Source organism: Bacillus sp. FSL W8-0116, from assembly GCF_038003825.1.
Taxonomy (GTDB): domain Bacteria; phylum Bacillota; class Bacilli; order Bacillales; family DSM-4216; genus Bacillus_O; species Bacillus_O smithii.
The window spans coordinates 731,210-748,744 of record NZ_JBBOPY010000001.1 but is presented as its reverse complement, the minus strand read 5'-3'; the positions used below and the strand labels follow the sequence as shown (position 1 = coordinate 748,744).

The window sequence follows — 17,535 nt, the reverse complement described above, 5'->3', positions numbered from 1 at the left end:
CGCGGATAAAACCAAACAATACAGGCGGAGATCGGGTCATTTTAAAAGAAAGGAGGATCGCAATGCCTTACTTAGCTACTGAAAATCTTGATATTTCATATGGGGAAAGGAAAATCGTTGAGGATCTGAATTTGAAAATCCCTAAAGGGAAAATGACCATTATTATAGGTCCTAATGGCTGTGGAAAATCCACTACGTTAAAAACGTTGGCGCGCATCATGCAACCAAAGAAAGGCACTGTTTATTTGGACGGCAAAGCCATTCATAAACAATCGACGAAGGAGATTGCCAAGAAGATGGCTATTTTGCCGCAGGCACCGGATGCGCCATCAGGGCTGACGGTTTTTGAACTGGTCACATATGGCCGTTTTCCTCATCAAAGCGGTTTTGGAAGAATAACAGCGAAAGACAAAAAAATCATTCATTGGGCGTTAACTGTCACAGGAACATTACCATTTAAAGATCGTCCGGTTGATGCTTTATCTGGCGGGCAAAGACAGCGTGTCTGGATTGCCATGGCACTTGCCCAACAAACGGACTCCATCTTACTAGATGAACCTACCACGTATTTGGATTTAGCGCATCAACTGGAAGTACTCGAGCTTCTCAAGGAATTAAATAAAAAAGAAGATCGAACAGTTGTCATGGTTTTGCACGATTTGAATCATGCAGCGAGATTTGCCGATTATATGGTTGCTATGTGCGATGGGCGAATCGTATGTGAAGGGGAGCCAGAGAAAGTGATGACGACTGAAATATTAAAGAAGGTCTTTCAGATTGACGCAGAAATTGTGCAAGATCCGAGAACCAAAAGGCCTGTGTGTCTGACTTACGATTTGCTGAAAGATGAGCAACTTGACATTGGAAAAGCGGCGGGGATCTGATATAAGGAGAAGGTGGAGCTTATGGAGATGCTAAAACCGGAATCTGCCATCGAATCGGTCATTGTGTCAAGAAGAACGATTCGAGTAACAAAAGAAATTCCCATTCCTATGCAAGAAGTGGAACACTTGTTGGAAATGGCTGCTTATGCACCCTTTCACAGCAAAGTAGAACCTTGGTCTGTCACCATCGTATCTACTGAGGATGAGAAAAAGTATTTTTTGAATTGTGTGATGAAAAGTTACGAAAGAACCGGAGTGTTGGCTGCTTATTCTGAAGAGCGTGTGAAAAAGATAAGAGAGGCGTATGAGCAGTATTTTTCATCAACTCCTATTACGTTAATTGTAGCAACGGATCTCTTTGGAGATGAACAAAAAGACTTTGAATCCATAGGAGCTACTTGTGCGTTTATTCAAAACCTTCAATTATTATGTTGGGAGAAAAATATAGGGGTTGTGTGGCGGACTAATCCTTATATTCATGATCCGATATTTGCAAAAGAGTTAGGGATCCCTTCTTCTAAAAAAATCATAGGTTCTGTTCATTTAGGATACATAGATGAAGAGAAAATACCGAAAGCAAAACCGAGAAGAGCATTGCAGGAGTGGGTTCATTCTCTTTCACTTTCCGTCGATACAAAACTCTAGCAAATGTTCAAAAAGCCCATTTATATAACAGCATCAATTAGTCATTTTAAGAAATGTAGGAGGAAACACCATGAAGAACAAAATGTCTTTAGCGCTTATCGTCGCATTATTTTTAACACTTACTATATTTTCTGGGTGCTCTAATAAAAAAGAAGAAGCCAAAGAGGATAATAAAACTAGAGTGGTCAGCACACTGAAAGGCGATGTGAAAATTCCGGCGAATCCGAAACGCATTGCGGATATTTCCGGTGCCAGCGAAGACTTGCTCATCTTAGGTCATACGCCGGTGGCGACCGCCAACAGTGATGCCTATAACATAAAAGAGTTCCCAAGCTATTTGAAAGACAAAATGAAAAATGCGAAAATTGTAGGCTACAACATGAACGATACGATGGATGTAGAAGCGATATTGGATACGAATCCTGATTTGATTATCATGAGCGAAAGACAAGAAAAAATTTATGATCAATTGAAAAAGATTGCACCCGTTGTTGTAATGAAGGATTATGGAAATGACTGGAGAGCAAGAATGATGGATGTTGCCAAGTTATTTGGCCAAGAAAAAGATGCAAAAAAATGGCTGAGCGCTTATGACCAAAAGGCGAAAGAAGATGGAAAAGAAATTACAGCTAAAAATGGGGATCAAACGTATTTATCCGTATTAGCGAGCGGCGGCCAATTCTTTGTATTAGCCGATGCCGGTGTGGGTTCCATTCTTTATGATGACATGAAGTTGAAAAAACCAGCTAATCTGCCAAAACAAAAAGGAATTACATTGCCTGTAGTGACGATTGAAGGATTATCCAAAATTGATGCCGATCACATCATTATGATTGCCACCGATGCAGATAAGAAGAATTTAGAAAGCAATCCTGTGTGGAAATCGATGAGAGCTGTGAAAGAAGGGAATGTAACATTCCTTAATAGCTCCCCTTACTTTACTCAATGTTATCAACCAATCGGAAAAGAACTTCTGCTAGATGACATAAAAGAAAAAGTAACAAAGAAATAGGATAGTAAGCAGGGTTGACGAAAGGAATAATCCTACCTTTTGTCAGCCCGTATTGCTTTTTCAGGAGGAGCAAATACACAATGGATGAAATATCACAAGTATATCATCAAAAATTGACGTCTCGGCGAGTCATCATGACGATTTCTCTCTTGATAGTTGGGTTGATACTGTTGGTTTTTGGTATTGGACTTTCCATCTCTCTAGGAGCGAAAGACATCAGTTTTTCGACCGTCATGAACAGTATCTTTACGGGAAAACATGCTTTAGACTCTCAAATTGTGAGAGATGTGAGATTGCCTAGAGCAGTCGCAGCGGCTCTGGTTGGAGCATTCCTGGCCGTATCAGGCGCCGTTATGCAAGGAATGACAAGGAATCCGATTGCAGAACCCTCCGTTTTAGGCATCACTCAAGGCGCCACTCTCACGATATCCATTGCTTTTGCCATGCAAGCGAAAATAGGTGGCGCAGGCCTTATGTTTATTGCGTTTGTAGGTGCAAGTTTGAGTGGATTACTAGTATATTTTCTCAGCTCCAGGTCGAAAAATGGTGTGGATCCCGCTAAGCTGGCTTTAGCCGGAACAGCGCTCGGGACTTTGTTTATATCAGTAGCGGTGGCCATTGCCATGTACCACAATTTATCACAGCAATTGAGTTTTTGGATTGTAGGTGGATTGACAACGGCAAAATGGGAAGGGGTTCAGTTGCTCTTTTTCGCAGGGATTTGGGGAGTCATTGCGGCCATCATCCTTTCACCGAGCATTACCATCTTAAGCTTAGGGGAAGAAGTGGCGATTGGTCTAGGGAAAAAGACAAATACTGTAAGAATAATGGGAATCATCATCGTTATTTTGTTAAGTGGTAGTTCCGTAGCAGTGGCGGGAAATATTGCTTTTGTAGGGCTTATAGTGCCTCAGATAGTAAGAAGTTTGGTTGGGCCGGATTATCGATTGATCATACCTTGTTCATTTGTGTTGGGGGCTACTTTGCTAGTGTTTAGCGATATCATCGCAAGAATGATCAATCAGCCTTACGAAACTCCCGTAGGTTCCATAACAGCTCTATTAGGAGTGCCGTTTTTTCTGTATCTTGTAAGAAAGGGTGCTAGAGTGTCATGATCACATATGGTAAACGGAAAAGAGTGATTTGGATTACAACGGTTTTTATAATTCTTATTCTATTCACGATTCTGATTAGTTTACAATTAGGCTCTTTTTCGATCAAACCATGGGAAGTCGTTCAAACCTTTCTTGGACAAGGTACTAGAAAACAAGAAATCGTTCTCTTTAGTATGAGACTCCCCAGAATTGTGATGGCGATACTGGTAGGTACCGCTTTAGCCGTATCTGGCGCCATTCTTCAAAGCATCACCAAAAACGATTTAGCGGATCCTGGCATCATGGGAATTAGTTCGGGAGCGGCGTTAGCCGTCGTGATGTACATATATTTTATGAACGGGAATGTTTACGACGGGGTAAGTAATTTAACTATATGGACGATGCCTGTTGTAGCTTTCTTTGGATCGATATTGGGGGCCGTGCTCATCTACTTGTTTGCCTGGAAAAAAGGGATCAATCCTACAAGATTGATTTTAATCGGGATCGGAATAAACTCTGCTTTTCAAGCTCTCATGATTATCTTTCAACTTCGATTTACCACACAGGAATTTAATAGAGTAATGGTTTGGATTTCAGGCAGCATATGGGGGACTAGTTGGATATATGTCATCACCATATTACCATGGATCATAGTCTTTCTGTTTTTCGCAATTTATAAGGCAAGATTTTTAGATGTTTTCCTTTTAGGCGATCACTTGTCCATCGGATTAGGCGTTCAAGTGGAAAAAGCACGACGGATACTGATTCTTTTTGCGGTTGCATTGGCCGGAGTCGCTACTTCTGTCGCAGGAACGATCTCTTTTTTAGGTCTGATTTCTTCGCATATTGCCAGAAAATTAGTAGGTCCGAAACATAAGTTGTTATTGCCCGTGTCAGCCTTAGTAGGGACGCTCCTTTTGTTAATATCCGATACGATCGCAAGAAATATTGTAGCACCCGCAGAGATACCGGTTGGAATCGTTGTGTCGATCATTGGAGTTCCATACTTTCTTTATTTAATGGTAAAAGAATAATGTTTAATGATCATGTAAGAGCTCCTTTTTTGCACTTGCTGTATATACATATATTTCTTAGAAAAGATTGTACTAAAAGAACATAAAATTTTTTCGAACTTTCTAATAAGGAGAAAGAAGCGTTTTTTGGAAAAAGAAAACCATATTCTTTCGATAAGAATATGGTTTTCTTTTTTAGTCTTGCTAAATTTAGAACATCATCTCATCCAATTGTCCCGTAAAAGAGCTTTAGACATTGTTACTTTGTTGAGTTTAGTTTGGGATCTGGATCGTTTGTAAAACTTCTTCCAGTTCTAAAATAGACGGGCATATATACACTTTTGAATGATAAGAAGGGTCTGGCAAAGTGGAAGAAGGATGGATCCATACAGCTTTAAGACCGGCTTTCACCGAACCTTCTATATCATTTAACCAAGAATCTCCAACGTAGATAGCCTCTTCACGATTCTTATTTAATTTATCTAAAACATAATAAAATGCTTTAGGATCGGGTTTTTCAAAACCGATCTCCTCTGAAATAAAAATATGGGTAGGTTTAATGATTTGATCCAGTCCCATTCTCTTTATTTTTTCTTTTTGCTCTGATTTTTTCCCGTTTGTTAAAATTGCAAGTTCATAATGGCTTTTTATGGACGTCAACAGATGATGTAGCGTAAAGTCCGGGGCAATCCTATCTAATAAATTCTGAAAAAACTCTTGAAAATACTGCTGAGATTCTTCGACCGTAATATCCATTTGAAAATCGTTTAACGTTTTTATTAATCTTTGTTGGCGCAATTCATCTAAAGATATGACATTTTGGGAATGGAGGTTCCATAATTCTTTATCATATCTTTTAAATAAAGAGAGAAATTTATGATAATCAAGGTTTTTCGTTAAATGAGAAGAGTGGAAAACATCCTTATTTGCTTCTTCCCAATACGATTGAAAGGGCAATAATGTATTATCTAAATCCATTAAGACTAGTTTAACGTCTTTCCGAAAGAAGTCTCCCATCCTCTAGGAATGTGAAGGTGCGAATAGCACCAATGAGTAGGTGGGAGATGAATTTCGGTTGGCTTTAGCCAAAGTTATTTTTCCAATCCCTTTCTCAACAATTCTAAGATTGCGGCTGTTCTAGTTGGAATCCCATTTTCTTTTTGATATTGCTCCAATTTTTCTAATATCGTCTTAGGCATACGAATTTCTACACGTTCTTGTCCGATTTACCGTTGACACTTCCCCATAATTTGCCCTCTCCCGGCGGAAAAGAAAGAGGACTCCCATAATCATAATATAGGAGTCCTCTCCAGGAGCGCTTATTAGCGCTAAAGGCTTCTTGCTTCCGTAAAATTAACCAAATTTACCTTTTTCCTTGCCTACACGAAAAACAAATACACCCCAAGCAATAACAACTAGCAAATTATAAGCTTTAAGCAAACGAGGTCTAGGATCAAGTATCATATTAATAATGAAACCCAGCACAGATAAAAATAAAAGTATAGCTAAAAAAATTTGATTTTTTTTACTCATCACCTATCAATCCCTTATTTAGAAAACGACCAAAACAAAAGCTTTAGAAACATATTTAGCAACTGTTTTATTAAAACCATGTTTAACAAGATAACTTGTCAATGCACCCTCTATGGTATCACCAGAGTTTGCAGCAAAATCTAAGAATTTATTGATAGACTCCCAGTGAAAAACAACTAGTTCAGTCCCGGTCATTGACTCTACTTTGCTGATCATTTTATTCCAAGCCTTTTTACCAACTTTGTTCATTGTTGCTTTAATAATTTTTGCACCAGCTTTAGCACTATAAGTAATTTTACCTCTTGGCTGTATACCGGTTGTTGTTTCTTGAGTAGTCAATAATTGCGAAGCAACACTTGGATCAACAAATTCAGACTGAGTATCTAATACTGCAGTTTTCCAGTAACTGTAAAATTCTTCCTCATTAAAGTTTGAAAAGTATTTTTCCATTGCTTGAATTTCTTTATCAGTAAAAACAACTTCCTTGGTTTCTGTTGCCTCACTTGGTGTTACTGTTATTTCTTGAGTACTTTCATTTTCACTTGCAAAAGCACTTTGAGCCGGGACACCAACAGCACCTACTAATAACAAACCGCTAATAACCCCTGATGTTAGCTTGACTCCCATTCTTTTCATCAAAATCCCCCTATCCGAAAAATGTATCACAACAATTTTACAATAATATGGAATTGTTTGTCCAAATAATTGTTTCTAATAGGGCTTATTCGCCCTATATTCGCCCATATGGCGATTTTTATAGACTACTAGACTTTTTTTTTATAAGGGGTAAGCCTTAAAAAGGCCTAGAAGCCAAAATAAAGGCTTCTACGGTTTTGCCTTTCCCCTCGTTTTGAGGTGGGAGGCTGGCTGGGGGTGTGGGGGCTAGCCCGGGCTAGCCCCCACGGTCTTTCTGCGTGTTTAAATATGGCGTAAGAATACCCATCACGGACGGATGAGCTGGGCGGTTCGGCGGGTACAATGGACGGAGCAAGCTGACCTCCGAAAATCCTCGTTTTGAGTCTGGTCGGCTTGGCGACAGGCCAGCACCCGCCGAATTTCGGAATGCAAGGGTTTAGGGTGGAGATTTTTTCGGCGTAGCGAACCCGAAGGGCGAAAAAATACTACCCGTCCAAAATATAAAAGTGAATTTCCATTCCTAAAAGAAGTGGATTCTTTAGCTTTGGCAAATGCACAAATGAACTTACAGACTGCTTATAAGAATTTCTTTGAAGGAAATGCGGATTTTCCAAAGTTCAAAAATCGTAAAGCAAAACAATCCTATACAACTAATATGGTTAACGGAAATATTAAGCTAGAAAATGGTCATATCAAACTGCCAAAAATCAAAAAGCCAATAAAAATGAAACAGCATAGAGAGATACCTGCTGATTATAAAATCAAATCTTGCACTATTTCTAAAACAAAGACAGGCAAATACTACATTTCAATTTTGACAGAATATGAGAAAGATATTCGTCCAGTTAAAATACAGAAAGTTGTTGGGTTGGATTTTGCTATGGATGGTCTATATGTCGAGAGTGAACAGGGTAAGAAAGCCAATTACCCACGTTACTATCGGCAAGCCTTAGATAAATTAGCAAAAGCACAACGAATTCTTTCTCGAAGAAAGAAAGGTTCTGCAAGATGGGAAAAACAACACCTGAAAGTGGCTAAGCTACATGAAAAGACAGCGAATCAGCGCAGAAACTTTCTTCATCATAAGTCAAAAGAATTAGCAACAAACTATGACGCTGTGATTATTGAGGACTTAGACATGAAAGGCATGTCTCAAGCCCTCAACTTTGGAAAAAGCGTTCATGATAACGGCTGGGGGATGTTCACTACTTTCTTAGCGTATAAGCTAAAAGAACAGGGGAAACAACTTGTGAAAATTGATAAGTGGTTTCCCTCCACTAAGAAGTGTTCATGTTGCGGCAAGGAAAAAGAAATGCCATTATCTGAACGTGTATATAAATGTTCTTGCGGCTTTGTATTAGATCGCGATCACAATTCAGCAATCAATATCAAAAATGAGGGATTACGCTTATTAGCATAAAGAATAATAACTTTCGGAACGAGAGGGTTAGCTCGGTCAATTTTCTGTCATTAGACGGGATTACCCGAGAAGCCCCCACTTCAATCAAACCGTAAGGTTGATAAGTGGAGGGTAGTTCACTTCTTGAATGATAAAAAATCTGTAATGGAAAAAAATGAAAATTAGAATACATCTATATATTAGTAACCCGTGGTGCTAGATAAAACTCAGACAAGCATAAAAATAGCCCTTGCTGGCGGATCTCCAGTAGAATGAAAGTGTCACCCAACATTCGAAAGGAGAGATCCCCCATGCAAGAGCACTTTCATTTTACTACAGATCCAGCCAAACTTCAAAAACAATATGCCGCTATTTTCTGTTTTGTTTCTGCCCAACTGTCGTTGATTCAAATGTATCTTCATCGCCGCAACCGTCACTTGGTCAAGCAAGAAGACGAAGTGGTCATGGCGGTTCACCTTTTGGGGAAGCCGCCGGGCTTTTCTTCCGAACGAGCCTGGCATCGTTTTGTCACGGGAAATTTGTTCACAAACGGCTCGTTTCTTGAACGCTCCCGATACAACCGCCGCCGCCGGGCGCTTGGTTTCGCCATCAAATGGATCCGTCATGAGCTGGCGAAACGTGGCCAACACCATGCTTATGCGGTCGTCGACAGCTTGCCTCTTCCGTTGTGCCATCCCGCAAGAGTGCGGCGCGTCAAGCGGTTTCGAGGGATCGCGGATATGGGGTATTGTGCTTCCAAAAAGCAATGGTACTACGGTTTCAAGTCCATCTTCAAGTGACCAATCAAGGGCTGGCCATGGGCTATGTCGTGACGGAAGCGTCCTGCCACGACGTCAAAGCCGCTGAAACGGTGATGACTCAAATCCCTCATCCCTACAACTTTGGGGACAAAGGGTACATCAGCCACGCTCTTCGAGAAAAGCTGTACGAAGAACACCAAGCCGCGTTCTGGACACCGTCTCGACACAATCAAAAGCACGGCCCATCCAAGGCATGGGAAGAATGGATCAGGAAAAAACGCAAAGTCATCGAGACGGTGTTTTCGATTCTCGTAGACCAATACCGGATCACCGACATTCGAGCGAATTCCATGGCCGGGTTTGAAGTGGCACTCGATGGCATCTTGTTGGCTTATTCCTTGGTCACACTAGGGCTGGTTGAGCGCTGACACTCAACTAGCACCACGGGTATTAGTATTAAAAAGTGCATTTTCGCAATGAAAATTGATAAAAATCAAAAAATTTTAACTAATATAACATGTGAGATCCATAATTCACTCTTCTGTCTAAGGAAGCTACCTTTGGCGGGTCTAAGTCGCAAGAACCTATAAGAGATCCGCATCACTTTACTGTGGAGTAAAGACTTTTCCAAACCCTCATAATGAATGTCCCTTAACAAGGAGCCTTTGGGATTCAGGAATAAGATGGGATTATCTTCTTTAGAAGATTTGTGAGATTTTTCAAATGGATCATCCTAGGCCGAGAAGAAAAATAGCTGAAAAAACATTCCGTTCAAAATACTATACGAAAAGACATATATTTAAGCAAATGAATATAAAAACTATTCAAATAATAAAATAGAATGATATTTTTAGATGATGTATAAAATTTTGTGTCAAGCATTTAGTTAGACCAAAAGAAAAAGGTAGGGTATTCTCTGATTTGGCAAAAATCTTAGAGAAAGGAGTACCCTACCTATGTCTAAAAGTATATCGAATATAGATTGGATGAATCAACTGGAAAACGTTATTCGTGAGTTTGTAAAGGAAAAATTAGAGCTGATCATGAAGGAAGAAATCCAGACTTTCCTCGAAATGGAACAAGAGGGAACGTCGAATAGAAGAAACGGCTATTACCATCGAAACCTAGACACGCAGTATGGTCGTATCGAAGGACTTTCTGTTCCAAGAGACCGAAACGGGGAATTTCAAACGCGCGCTGTTTGCCCCTTACCAACGCCATACGGGCTGGCTCGAGGAAGCCATCATCAGGATGTATCAAAGTGGCATGAGTACGCGTGAAATTGGCAGTTTATTGAACGAATTTTAGGCAATGCCTATTCTCCTGCAACGATCAGCCGTATGACCGATGTAGTGAAGGAAGACATCGAGAAATGGCACCATCGTCCACTATCCAAACGTTATTCTGTCTTATATTTGGACGGCTTGTACGTGAAACTTCGCCGCGATACGGTAGAGAAAGAAGTCATTTATGTGGTGTTAGGAGTGAATGAAGAAGGGTATCGAGAAATTCTGGATTTCTTCGTGGGAGGACAAGAAAGCGCCTATGGATGGCGGGAGATTCTCCAACAGCTCTACAAAAGAGGCGTCAAGGAAGTGCTTCTGGGCGTATTCGATGGACTACCGGGGCTGGAGGAAGCCTTTAAGGCGGTGTATCCGAAAGCCGATGTGCGCTGCTGTGTCGTTCACAAAGTCCGCAACACCCTAAATCGTGTTCGGAAAAAAGATCAATTTGAAGTGGCAGAGGATCTCAAACTGATTTATCGCGCACCGAATAAGGAGATTGCGTTACAGATGTTTCAACAGTTTGAGTCGAAATGGTCGAACAAGTATCCGAGAGAAGTTCAATCTTGGGCCAATGAGTTGGATGTCCTCCTTACATTTATGGATTATCCAAGCAGTATTCGAAGTGTGATTTACACGACCAATGCCATTGAACGAACGATCAAAGAGATTCGGAAACGTCTAAAGCCGATGAACAGTTTGAGTAGTTTAGAAGCCGCTGAAAAAGTCGTGTATTTGACCATCCAAGATTTTAATGAGAAATGGGCAGGACGAAAATTACGAGGATTTGCTGAAGCCTATGAAACCCTTCAACAAATGTTTGAAAAACGTTATAACTAACCAAATATTGTAAACGAACAAAATAAAGGGATTCTCCCTTTCCACACAGGAGACTGAATATTCAGTCTCCTGTGTGGAGGAAATCGAACCCCTATCCATTCCAAATCCATTTCAGAGATACCCTATCTATCTTACATAACACAAAATTCTTGACGGTACCTATTTTTACTATTATATTGACAATTTGTTGGTATAATATACTAGAACACCTATCATCATAAAAATTGCTACAAGGATGTTTACCAGTATTCTTTTCATTACTTTTAACTTTCATCTTTTTGTGGAAACATCCATTGTCTCTTTAGAAGCAAATGAAAAGAGCTTATGCGTCAATCACCACTTCATTTTCATAGATCTATTCATAGGGATGACGTTATTTCACATGGATATATAAGTTGAATTAAAGATTTACAACTGAACACACAAACGATCGATCGTTTGTTCTGGTTTCTGGTTGATTCGCTGAATAAAGGCTTGGACATTCTTTCTAATTTCTTGCACACTCGAATAGAACACGTTGTAAATCACGTCTGATTTCAGCCATTTCCATAGCCCTTCAATCAAGTTCAATTGCGGACTGTATGGTGGCAAAAAGACGAGCTCTAACCGATCTTCGTGTTCTTTTAAAAATGGCTGAATGAGTTTGGCATGGTGAATTCGAGCGTTATCTAAAATCATCACTATTTTGCCTGTGGGATAGCGTTCTAACACAAGTTGAAGAAATCGAAGAAATGTTTCCGCGTCATAGCATTCTTCTTCGATGCAAAACACTTCCCCTGTTTCGTAGTTCAACGTGCCAATCAGCTTCAGCCCTTGATGTTTTCCAAACGTCGGAATGATTCGTTGTTTTCCTTTGACAAACCATGTTTTTTGAATCGCTTGGTAATCACGAATCATCGACTCATCTTGAAAGAGGACATGGGTGATGTTCCCATCTACCAGTTTTTTTACTTCAGGGAAGGTGATTTCGACGAATTCTTTTTGTTTCTCTTCATCGGCATTGGCTAGTGTATAGGTCGGTTTCGTATAGCTTAGCCCTAACCGATGCAGAATGTCACTTGTTCCGCGAAGCGTGTATGTTGGCCCCCACTTTTGTTGAATGAGTTCAGCGATTATCGCAAGCGTCCAATTATATTTTGCTTCGAATCCCACATCTACGGGGAGCTGATGTTCAATGATCAAAGCCAGCTCTTTTTCCTGCTCAGGGGTCAATCGACGTGGGGCGCCAGGTGAGTATTTCATCTCCAGTCCATCAAGACCGCGCTGGGCGTAGGCATGAATATAGTTATAAATAGTTTTCTTGGATCGACCAATAATCGTTGCGATTTCTCCTTTGGTATATCCCTGCAAATGAAGATAAATCGCTTGGTAGCGTTCATATGCTCGTTTACTTTTTGCTTCTTTCATGGCAGTGGACAACTTTTCGATCTCGTCTTTGTGATTTGGCATCATATTTTCTCTCCGTTCCCCTATTTTCTCTTTGTATTTATTCGCCGTGGAACGGGAGAAAACCTTTATTTCAATTTATATAGATTAAAGTATTCCTTGCCTAAGTATATTTTTTTTCATTTCAGCTGTTTTTCTCAAAGTCTTTAACAGGTACGGCTAGCTTCTGAATGGGAATGTCCAACCGTTATCTGGGTTGCCGGCTGGGTTGTCCATGGCACTTCTCAACAAGATGCGTGGAATTATAGTTTGCAAGGTTTAATGGATGTAGCCAATTTCGACAAAAAACATGGGGTGACGATGGTAGTAGAACCTACTCCTGCGGACAGCAATTTAATTGAAACAGCCGATGATGCCTTGCTTTTAAGGGAACAAACAGGCTTATCCAATGTGAAAGTAATGTTTGACACTTTCCATGCTTTATACAGAAATGAAGTGCCAAGCGATTATGCTTATCGAATGGGAGAATACCTTCACCACGTCCACATTTCTGATCATGACCGACTTCCGCCCGGACAAGGAAGAGGCGATTTTCCATCTTTATTAAAAGCGTTAAAAGATATTCATTATGACGGTTATTTGTCAATGGAAGTAGGATTTCATACGAGACAATCAGAACCTGATTGGTATGCAAGAACGTCAATCGAATATTTAAAAGCGAAATTAGCAGAATTGGATTAATGGAAAAAAGAGAGTTCAACTGTTTTCGAGAAGAACTTGCCGGGTCCGAAAGGTTGTGTCCACTATAGGGCACAACCTTTTTTAGCATTGAAAAGAAAAATTCCTGTTATTTGGGTGTTGATTCGGCAGGAAGAAACAGCTTTTATTCGAATACAATGTGAACTATCAAAATAAAATTCAAAGGAAACCAATGTTTAATGGAGGTTTTGATCGATCTCATAATTCTTCTATCACCATATACTTTATGACAAATGCTTTATTTGAGCCTGCCATCACTCTCATTTTTATTTTGTTCTTTCCTTTTGCGGATTGAACAAAAAATACCATTCAATAAAATTTTCCAATCTAAAACATAAGAGTTGACAAATGATTGGATGTGCGTTACTATTATCTCGAATTCAAGATATTTGAATTTAAGATAACAAGGTGGAAGAAAATGAATATAAGGGGGTGTTGGGAAAATAACAAGATGATGATGTCTGTTGGTTTTAGACAGGATGGAATAGTGGAACGTTTCCTTAGCATGAATAAGGAAAGCGGCATCCTAAGCACGGGGTGAGAATGGGCCCCTTCAATATAGATCAAAATAAATTTTTTAAAGGAGAAATGATGATGAGTATTGGTTTGTTAATTATTCGTTTAGTGATTGGATTGTCGTTTGTCGGCCATGGAGCTCAAAAATTGTTTGGCTGGTTTGGAGGCTATGGAATAAAGGGCACCGGTCAATGGATGGAATCGATTGGCATTAAACCAGGTGCAACGATGGCTTTTCTGGCCGGTTTAGCAGAATTTGCAGGAGGACTGTTATTCGCTCTAGGATTACTGACACCTCTTGCGGGTATCATGATTGCTGCCACCATGATCGTTGCGATTGCAAAAGTTCACGGACCGAATGGATTTTGGGCGACACAAAATGGTTATGAATTGAATCTTATATTAATTGCAGTTGCCATTGGGATTGCTCTTACAGGTCCTGGCCAATATGCATTGGATGCCGTTCTTTTCTAACATGATTTTATGCAAAATGAGGGAATAAAAATATTTAGAAAATAAGCATTGAGGGGCAATAGAGTGAATCAGCCATTATAGAAAAATTTGCCCCTTCTTTTTTAACATGCAAAAGCGAGGAAGATACTTGTATTTTTAGAAAATGATCCATACTTGCTTCATCAGGAAAGGAATCAATCTATTGAAGGAGAGAAGAATGATGGGGAAGAAAACAAAAGGGATTCATCACATTACAGCCATTGTGGGGAATCCGCAGGAAAATGTCGACTTTTACGCTGGTGTGCTGGGATTGCGATTGGTGAAAAAAACGATTAATTTCGATGATCCGGGCACTTACCACTTTTATTTTGGCAATGAAGCCGGAAAACCGGGCACGATTATCACCTTTTTCCCATGGCCAGATGGGCGCAGAGGGAAAATCGGCGACGGACAAGTGGGAGTGACAACATATGTTGTTCCAAAAGGCGCTATGCTGTTTTGGGAACAAAGGCTCGAGAAATTCCACGTTCCGTTTTCCAAACAAGAACGATTTGGCGAACAATATTTACGTTTGAGCGATCCTCATGGGTTGGAAATAGAATTGGTGGAGAGAGAAGAAGGAGACAACAGCCAATGGAGTTTTGGCGGCGTGACCTCTGATGTCGCCATTAAAGGTTTTGGAGGAGCCGTTCTTTTCTCTGCCGATCCTGAAAAAACAGCTGAATTGCTCGAAAACGTACTGGGGCTTGAACAAGCAGGGGAGGAAGGAGAATATATCCGTTTTCGGTCGACAAGCGACATTGGAAATGTGGTGGATTTGAAAACATCTCCAACCGGCCGCGGTCAAGTAGGGATCGGAACGGTCCATCATATCGCTTGGCGTACAGAGAATGACGAGGATCAGTTGGATTGGAAAGAACGCATCGAGAAACACGGATATCAAGTAACGCCTGTACAGGACAGAAATTATTTTCACTCTATTTACTTCAGAGAATATGGGAAAATTTTATTTGAAATGGCCACAGACCCACCGGGATTTGCTATTGATGAAGAACCGGAAAAATTAGGAGAAAATTTAATGCTGCCTGAGTGGTATGAACCGTACAGAAGCAAATTGGAACAAATGTTGCCGTCTATTCAAGTAAGAGAATTGGACAAAACTCAGAAGTAAAAATTTCTTTTTAAAAGCAGGACTAGATGATTGGGATTCGATCATCGATCCAATCCATAAGAAAATCGGAAATTGAATGAGCTGTCTTCCTTGTCATGAGGTATGAAAGGAGAAAAATCATGAGACATCTATTTCAACAAGGCCGCGAGCCGGCGAAGCCCACTTTTCTTTTGCTTCATGGAACAGGGGGCAATGAATCGGACCTATTGCCTCTTGCCGGTATGATCGACCCGGATGCTTCCGTTTTAAGCGTACGCGGAAATGTGCTGGAAAACGGAATGCCTCGTTTCTTTAGAAGATTGGCGGAAGACGTATTCGATGAAAAAGATCTTGTGTTCCGTACGAAAGAATTATATGAGTTTCTAGACGAAGCATCAAAGAAGTATTCATTCGATCGAAATAATATAGTGGCTATTGGATATTCCAACGGAGCTAATATCGCCGCAAGCTTACTGTTTCATTATCAAGATGCGTTGAAAGGAGCCATTCTCTTTCATCCGATGGTTCCAAGAAGAGGGATTAATTTGCCGGATCTGTCAGAGACAAAGGTATTCATCGCAGCGGGCACAAATGATCCCATCTGTTCTCCGCAGGAATTATCGGAACTTCAACTTTTATTAGCACAAGCACATGCGAAGGTTGACATTCATTGGGAGAATAAAGGCCATCAATTAACATTGGATGAAATTCAAGCCGCTGCTAAATGGTATCAAGAAATGTTTTGATATCTAAAAACCATGTATTCTGATATTTTGTGCGAATTTTGAAAAAGATGATGATGCGAAATGGAGCAGCTTTGTGGACAATAAGCAAATGAGAAATGTTTGGCTGAATTGAACAATGAGGAAAACATAGCAGCAACATTAACAATCGGAAAATGGAAGCGGGTTGAATGGAATCATTTTTGAACGTTGTCTGTTTTGGCTTTAAAGAATAAAAACATTCTATCACACGGCAAGGCATGAATGACCTCATTCATGTATTTTTCAATATATTTTTCATGAACAATATTGTTACTTTACAGTTTTTTGTTACAATTATAAAATTACTTACGTAAAGTAACTACATGAAAACTGCTTTTTTACAGCTGAAGGCAAGAAAATGAATTTCATTATTTATTCGAAGAGAGGGAATCAATATGGAATTTCATCGCCCGCCCCATACGTTTGTGGGACAAGTGGACTTAAAAGTGGCCAATTTAGAACGTTCTCTTGCGTTTTACCAAAACGTGATAGGTTTTCAAATACTGGAACAATCAAAAAAGAAGGCGGTCCTTACAGCGGATGGAAAAACGCCTCTGGTAACCATTGAGCAACCGGAAAATGTGATACTGAAACAGCCGCATAGAACCGGTTTGTACCATTTTGCCATTCTACTGCCTACACGTTCGGACTTGGCGAAAGTATTGCTGCATTTTATTCAAATTCGCTATCCATTGCAAGGGGGATCGGATCACCTTGTAAGTGAAGCGCTCTATTTAGCGGATCCTGACGGAAACGGAATTGAGATTTATGCAGATCGTCCATCATCTACATGGAATTGGAACAATGGGGAAGTGGTCATGTCAACAGAGCCGCTGGATGTAGAAAATTTGCTTGCAGAAGGAAGAGATGGATCGTGGAAAGGGCTTCCTTCCGATACAGTTATTGGACATATTCATTTGCACGTTTCCGAATTGCAAAAAACGGAGCAATTTTATCATGAAGGGCTTGGATTTGATATTGTAAGCCGATATGGTCGACAGGCGTTATTTATCTCGACAGGCGGCTATCATCATCATATTGGATTAAATACTTGGAACGGGGTGGGAATACCTGCGCCTTCAGAAAATAGCGTCGGATTGAAAAAGTTTTCTCTTGTCCTCCCGAGCGATGAAGCTCGAAATCAAATCATCGACCGGTTGCGGAAAATCAATGCTTCCGTGACAGAAGAAAACGATATATACATGACAAAAGATCCTTCAGACAATCAGATTCAGCTTTTGGTGTAAGTTTGAATCATTTTCCAAGATTTTCAGCGGAACTCCAATGCTTTTTGAGAAGTTGATTTTTAAAACCAATAAACGTTCTTGCAGCACTCTTCCTTAAATCGGGTGAAAGAGTGCTGTTTTTTTATAACGGGCCTATGCATGTCTCTTTCATTCTATACGT

At 40.2% G+C, this 17,535-nt stretch carries 13 protein-coding genes and 4 pseudogenes; 13 read left to right on the top strand and 4 right to left on the bottom strand.

Annotation, left to right across the window (positions count from 1 at the left end; translation table 11 throughout):
* Positions 1-62: 62 nt before the first annotated feature.
* From N1I86_RS03510 to N1I86_RS03490, 5 genes are all read left to right on the top strand, one after another.
* Positions 63-884: an ABC transporter ATP-binding protein gene (locus N1I86_RS03510; protein ID WP_341094970.1), complete on the top strand. Its 822-nt coding sequence runs from the start codon at positions 63-65 to the stop codon at positions 882-884.
* 21 nt (positions 885-905) lie between these two features.
* Positions 906-1,529 carry a nitroreductase family protein gene (locus N1I86_RS03505; RefSeq protein ID WP_003354244.1) on the top strand — a complete coding sequence of 208 codons (624 nt, stop codon included), beginning with the start codon at positions 906-908 and terminating at the stop codon, positions 1,527-1,529.
* 70 nt (positions 1,530-1,599) lie between these two features.
* A complete protein-coding gene (locus tag N1I86_RS03500) occupies positions 1,600-2,541 on the top strand; it encodes an ABC transporter substrate-binding protein (RefSeq protein ID WP_327797608.1) in 942 nt (313 codons plus the stop codon).
* An 80-nt stretch (positions 2,542-2,621) separates the two neighbouring features.
* Positions 2,622-3,656: a FecCD family ABC transporter permease gene (locus N1I86_RS03495; RefSeq protein WP_327797609.1), complete on the top strand. Its 1,035-nt coding sequence runs from the start codon at positions 2,622-2,624 to the stop codon at positions 3,654-3,656.
* A complete protein-coding gene (locus N1I86_RS03490) occupies positions 3,653-4,669 on the top strand; it encodes a FecCD family ABC transporter permease (RefSeq protein ID WP_341094968.1) in 1,017 nt (338 codons plus the stop codon). The genes N1I86_RS03495 and N1I86_RS03490 overlap by 4 nt, the downstream gene beginning before the upstream one ends.
* Before the next feature lie 252 nt (positions 4,670-4,921).
* On the opposite strand, the gene N1I86_RS03485 is transcribed toward N1I86_RS03490, so the two are convergent.
* From N1I86_RS03485 to N1I86_RS03475, 3 genes are all read right to left on the bottom strand, one after another.
* Complete coding sequence (locus N1I86_RS03485; protein ID WP_341094965.1) at positions 4,922-5,665, bottom strand: HAD family hydrolase; 744 nt, start codon at positions 5,663-5,665, stop codon at positions 4,922-4,924.
* A gap of 336 nt (positions 5,666-6,001) precedes the next feature.
* Entirely contained in the window at positions 6,002-6,181 is a 180-nt protein-coding gene (locus N1I86_RS03480; protein ID WP_004439447.1) for a hypothetical protein, read from the bottom strand.
* A gap of 18 nt (positions 6,182-6,199) precedes the next feature.
* Positions 6,200-6,817, bottom strand: a complete 618-nt coding sequence (locus N1I86_RS03475) for a hypothetical protein (RefSeq protein ID WP_004439450.1) — start codon at positions 6,815-6,817, stop codon at positions 6,200-6,202.
* Between the two features lie 487 nt (positions 6,818-7,304).
* Here N1I86_RS03475 and N1I86_RS03470 point away from each other — a divergent pair.
* The 3 pseudogenes from N1I86_RS03470 to N1I86_RS03460 all read left to right on the top strand — a co-directional run.
* Positions 7,305-8,237: pseudogene (locus tag N1I86_RS03470) on the top strand (RNA-guided endonuclease InsQ/TnpB family protein); the annotation flags it as partial.
* 290 nt (positions 8,238-8,527) lie between these two features.
* Positions 8,528-9,405 (top strand): annotated as a pseudogene (locus tag N1I86_RS03465) (IS982 family transposase).
* 528 nt (positions 9,406-9,933) lie between these two features.
* Positions 9,934-11,100, top strand: a pseudogene (locus N1I86_RS03460) (IS256 family transposase).
* A gap of 408 nt (positions 11,101-11,508) precedes the next feature.
* On the opposite strand, the gene N1I86_RS03455 reads toward N1I86_RS03460, so the two are convergent.
* Positions 11,509-12,552, bottom strand: a complete 1,044-nt coding sequence (locus N1I86_RS03455; protein WP_341094963.1) for an IS630-like element ISBs2 family transposase — start codon at positions 12,550-12,552, stop codon at positions 11,509-11,511.
* Positions 12,553-12,711: 159 nt separating this feature from the next.
* Between N1I86_RS03455 and N1I86_RS03450 the strand changes: the two are divergent.
* The 5 genes and pseudogenes from N1I86_RS03450 to N1I86_RS03430 all read left to right on the top strand — a co-directional run.
* Positions 12,712-13,227, top strand: a pseudogene (locus N1I86_RS03450) (sugar phosphate isomerase/epimerase family protein); the annotation flags it as partial.
* Positions 13,228-13,836: 609 nt separating this feature from the next.
* Positions 13,837-14,235, top strand: coding sequence for a DoxX family protein (locus N1I86_RS03445; RefSeq protein ID WP_040341371.1), 399 nt, complete (start codon positions 13,837-13,839; stop codon positions 14,233-14,235).
* 199 nt (positions 14,236-14,434) lie between these two features.
* Positions 14,435-15,385, top strand: coding sequence for a ring-cleaving dioxygenase (locus N1I86_RS03440; RefSeq protein ID WP_341094961.1), 951 nt, complete (start codon positions 14,435-14,437; stop codon positions 15,383-15,385).
* Positions 15,386-15,504: 119 nt separating this feature from the next.
* Positions 15,505-16,110, top strand: coding sequence for an alpha/beta hydrolase (locus N1I86_RS03435; protein ID WP_341094958.1), 606 nt, complete (start codon positions 15,505-15,507; stop codon positions 16,108-16,110).
* A 413-nt stretch (positions 16,111-16,523) separates the two neighbouring features.
* Positions 16,524-17,375, top strand: a complete 852-nt coding sequence (locus tag N1I86_RS03430) for a VOC family protein (RefSeq protein WP_341094956.1) — start codon at positions 16,524-16,526, stop codon at positions 17,373-17,375.
* Positions 17,376-17,535: the final 160 nt, after the last annotated feature.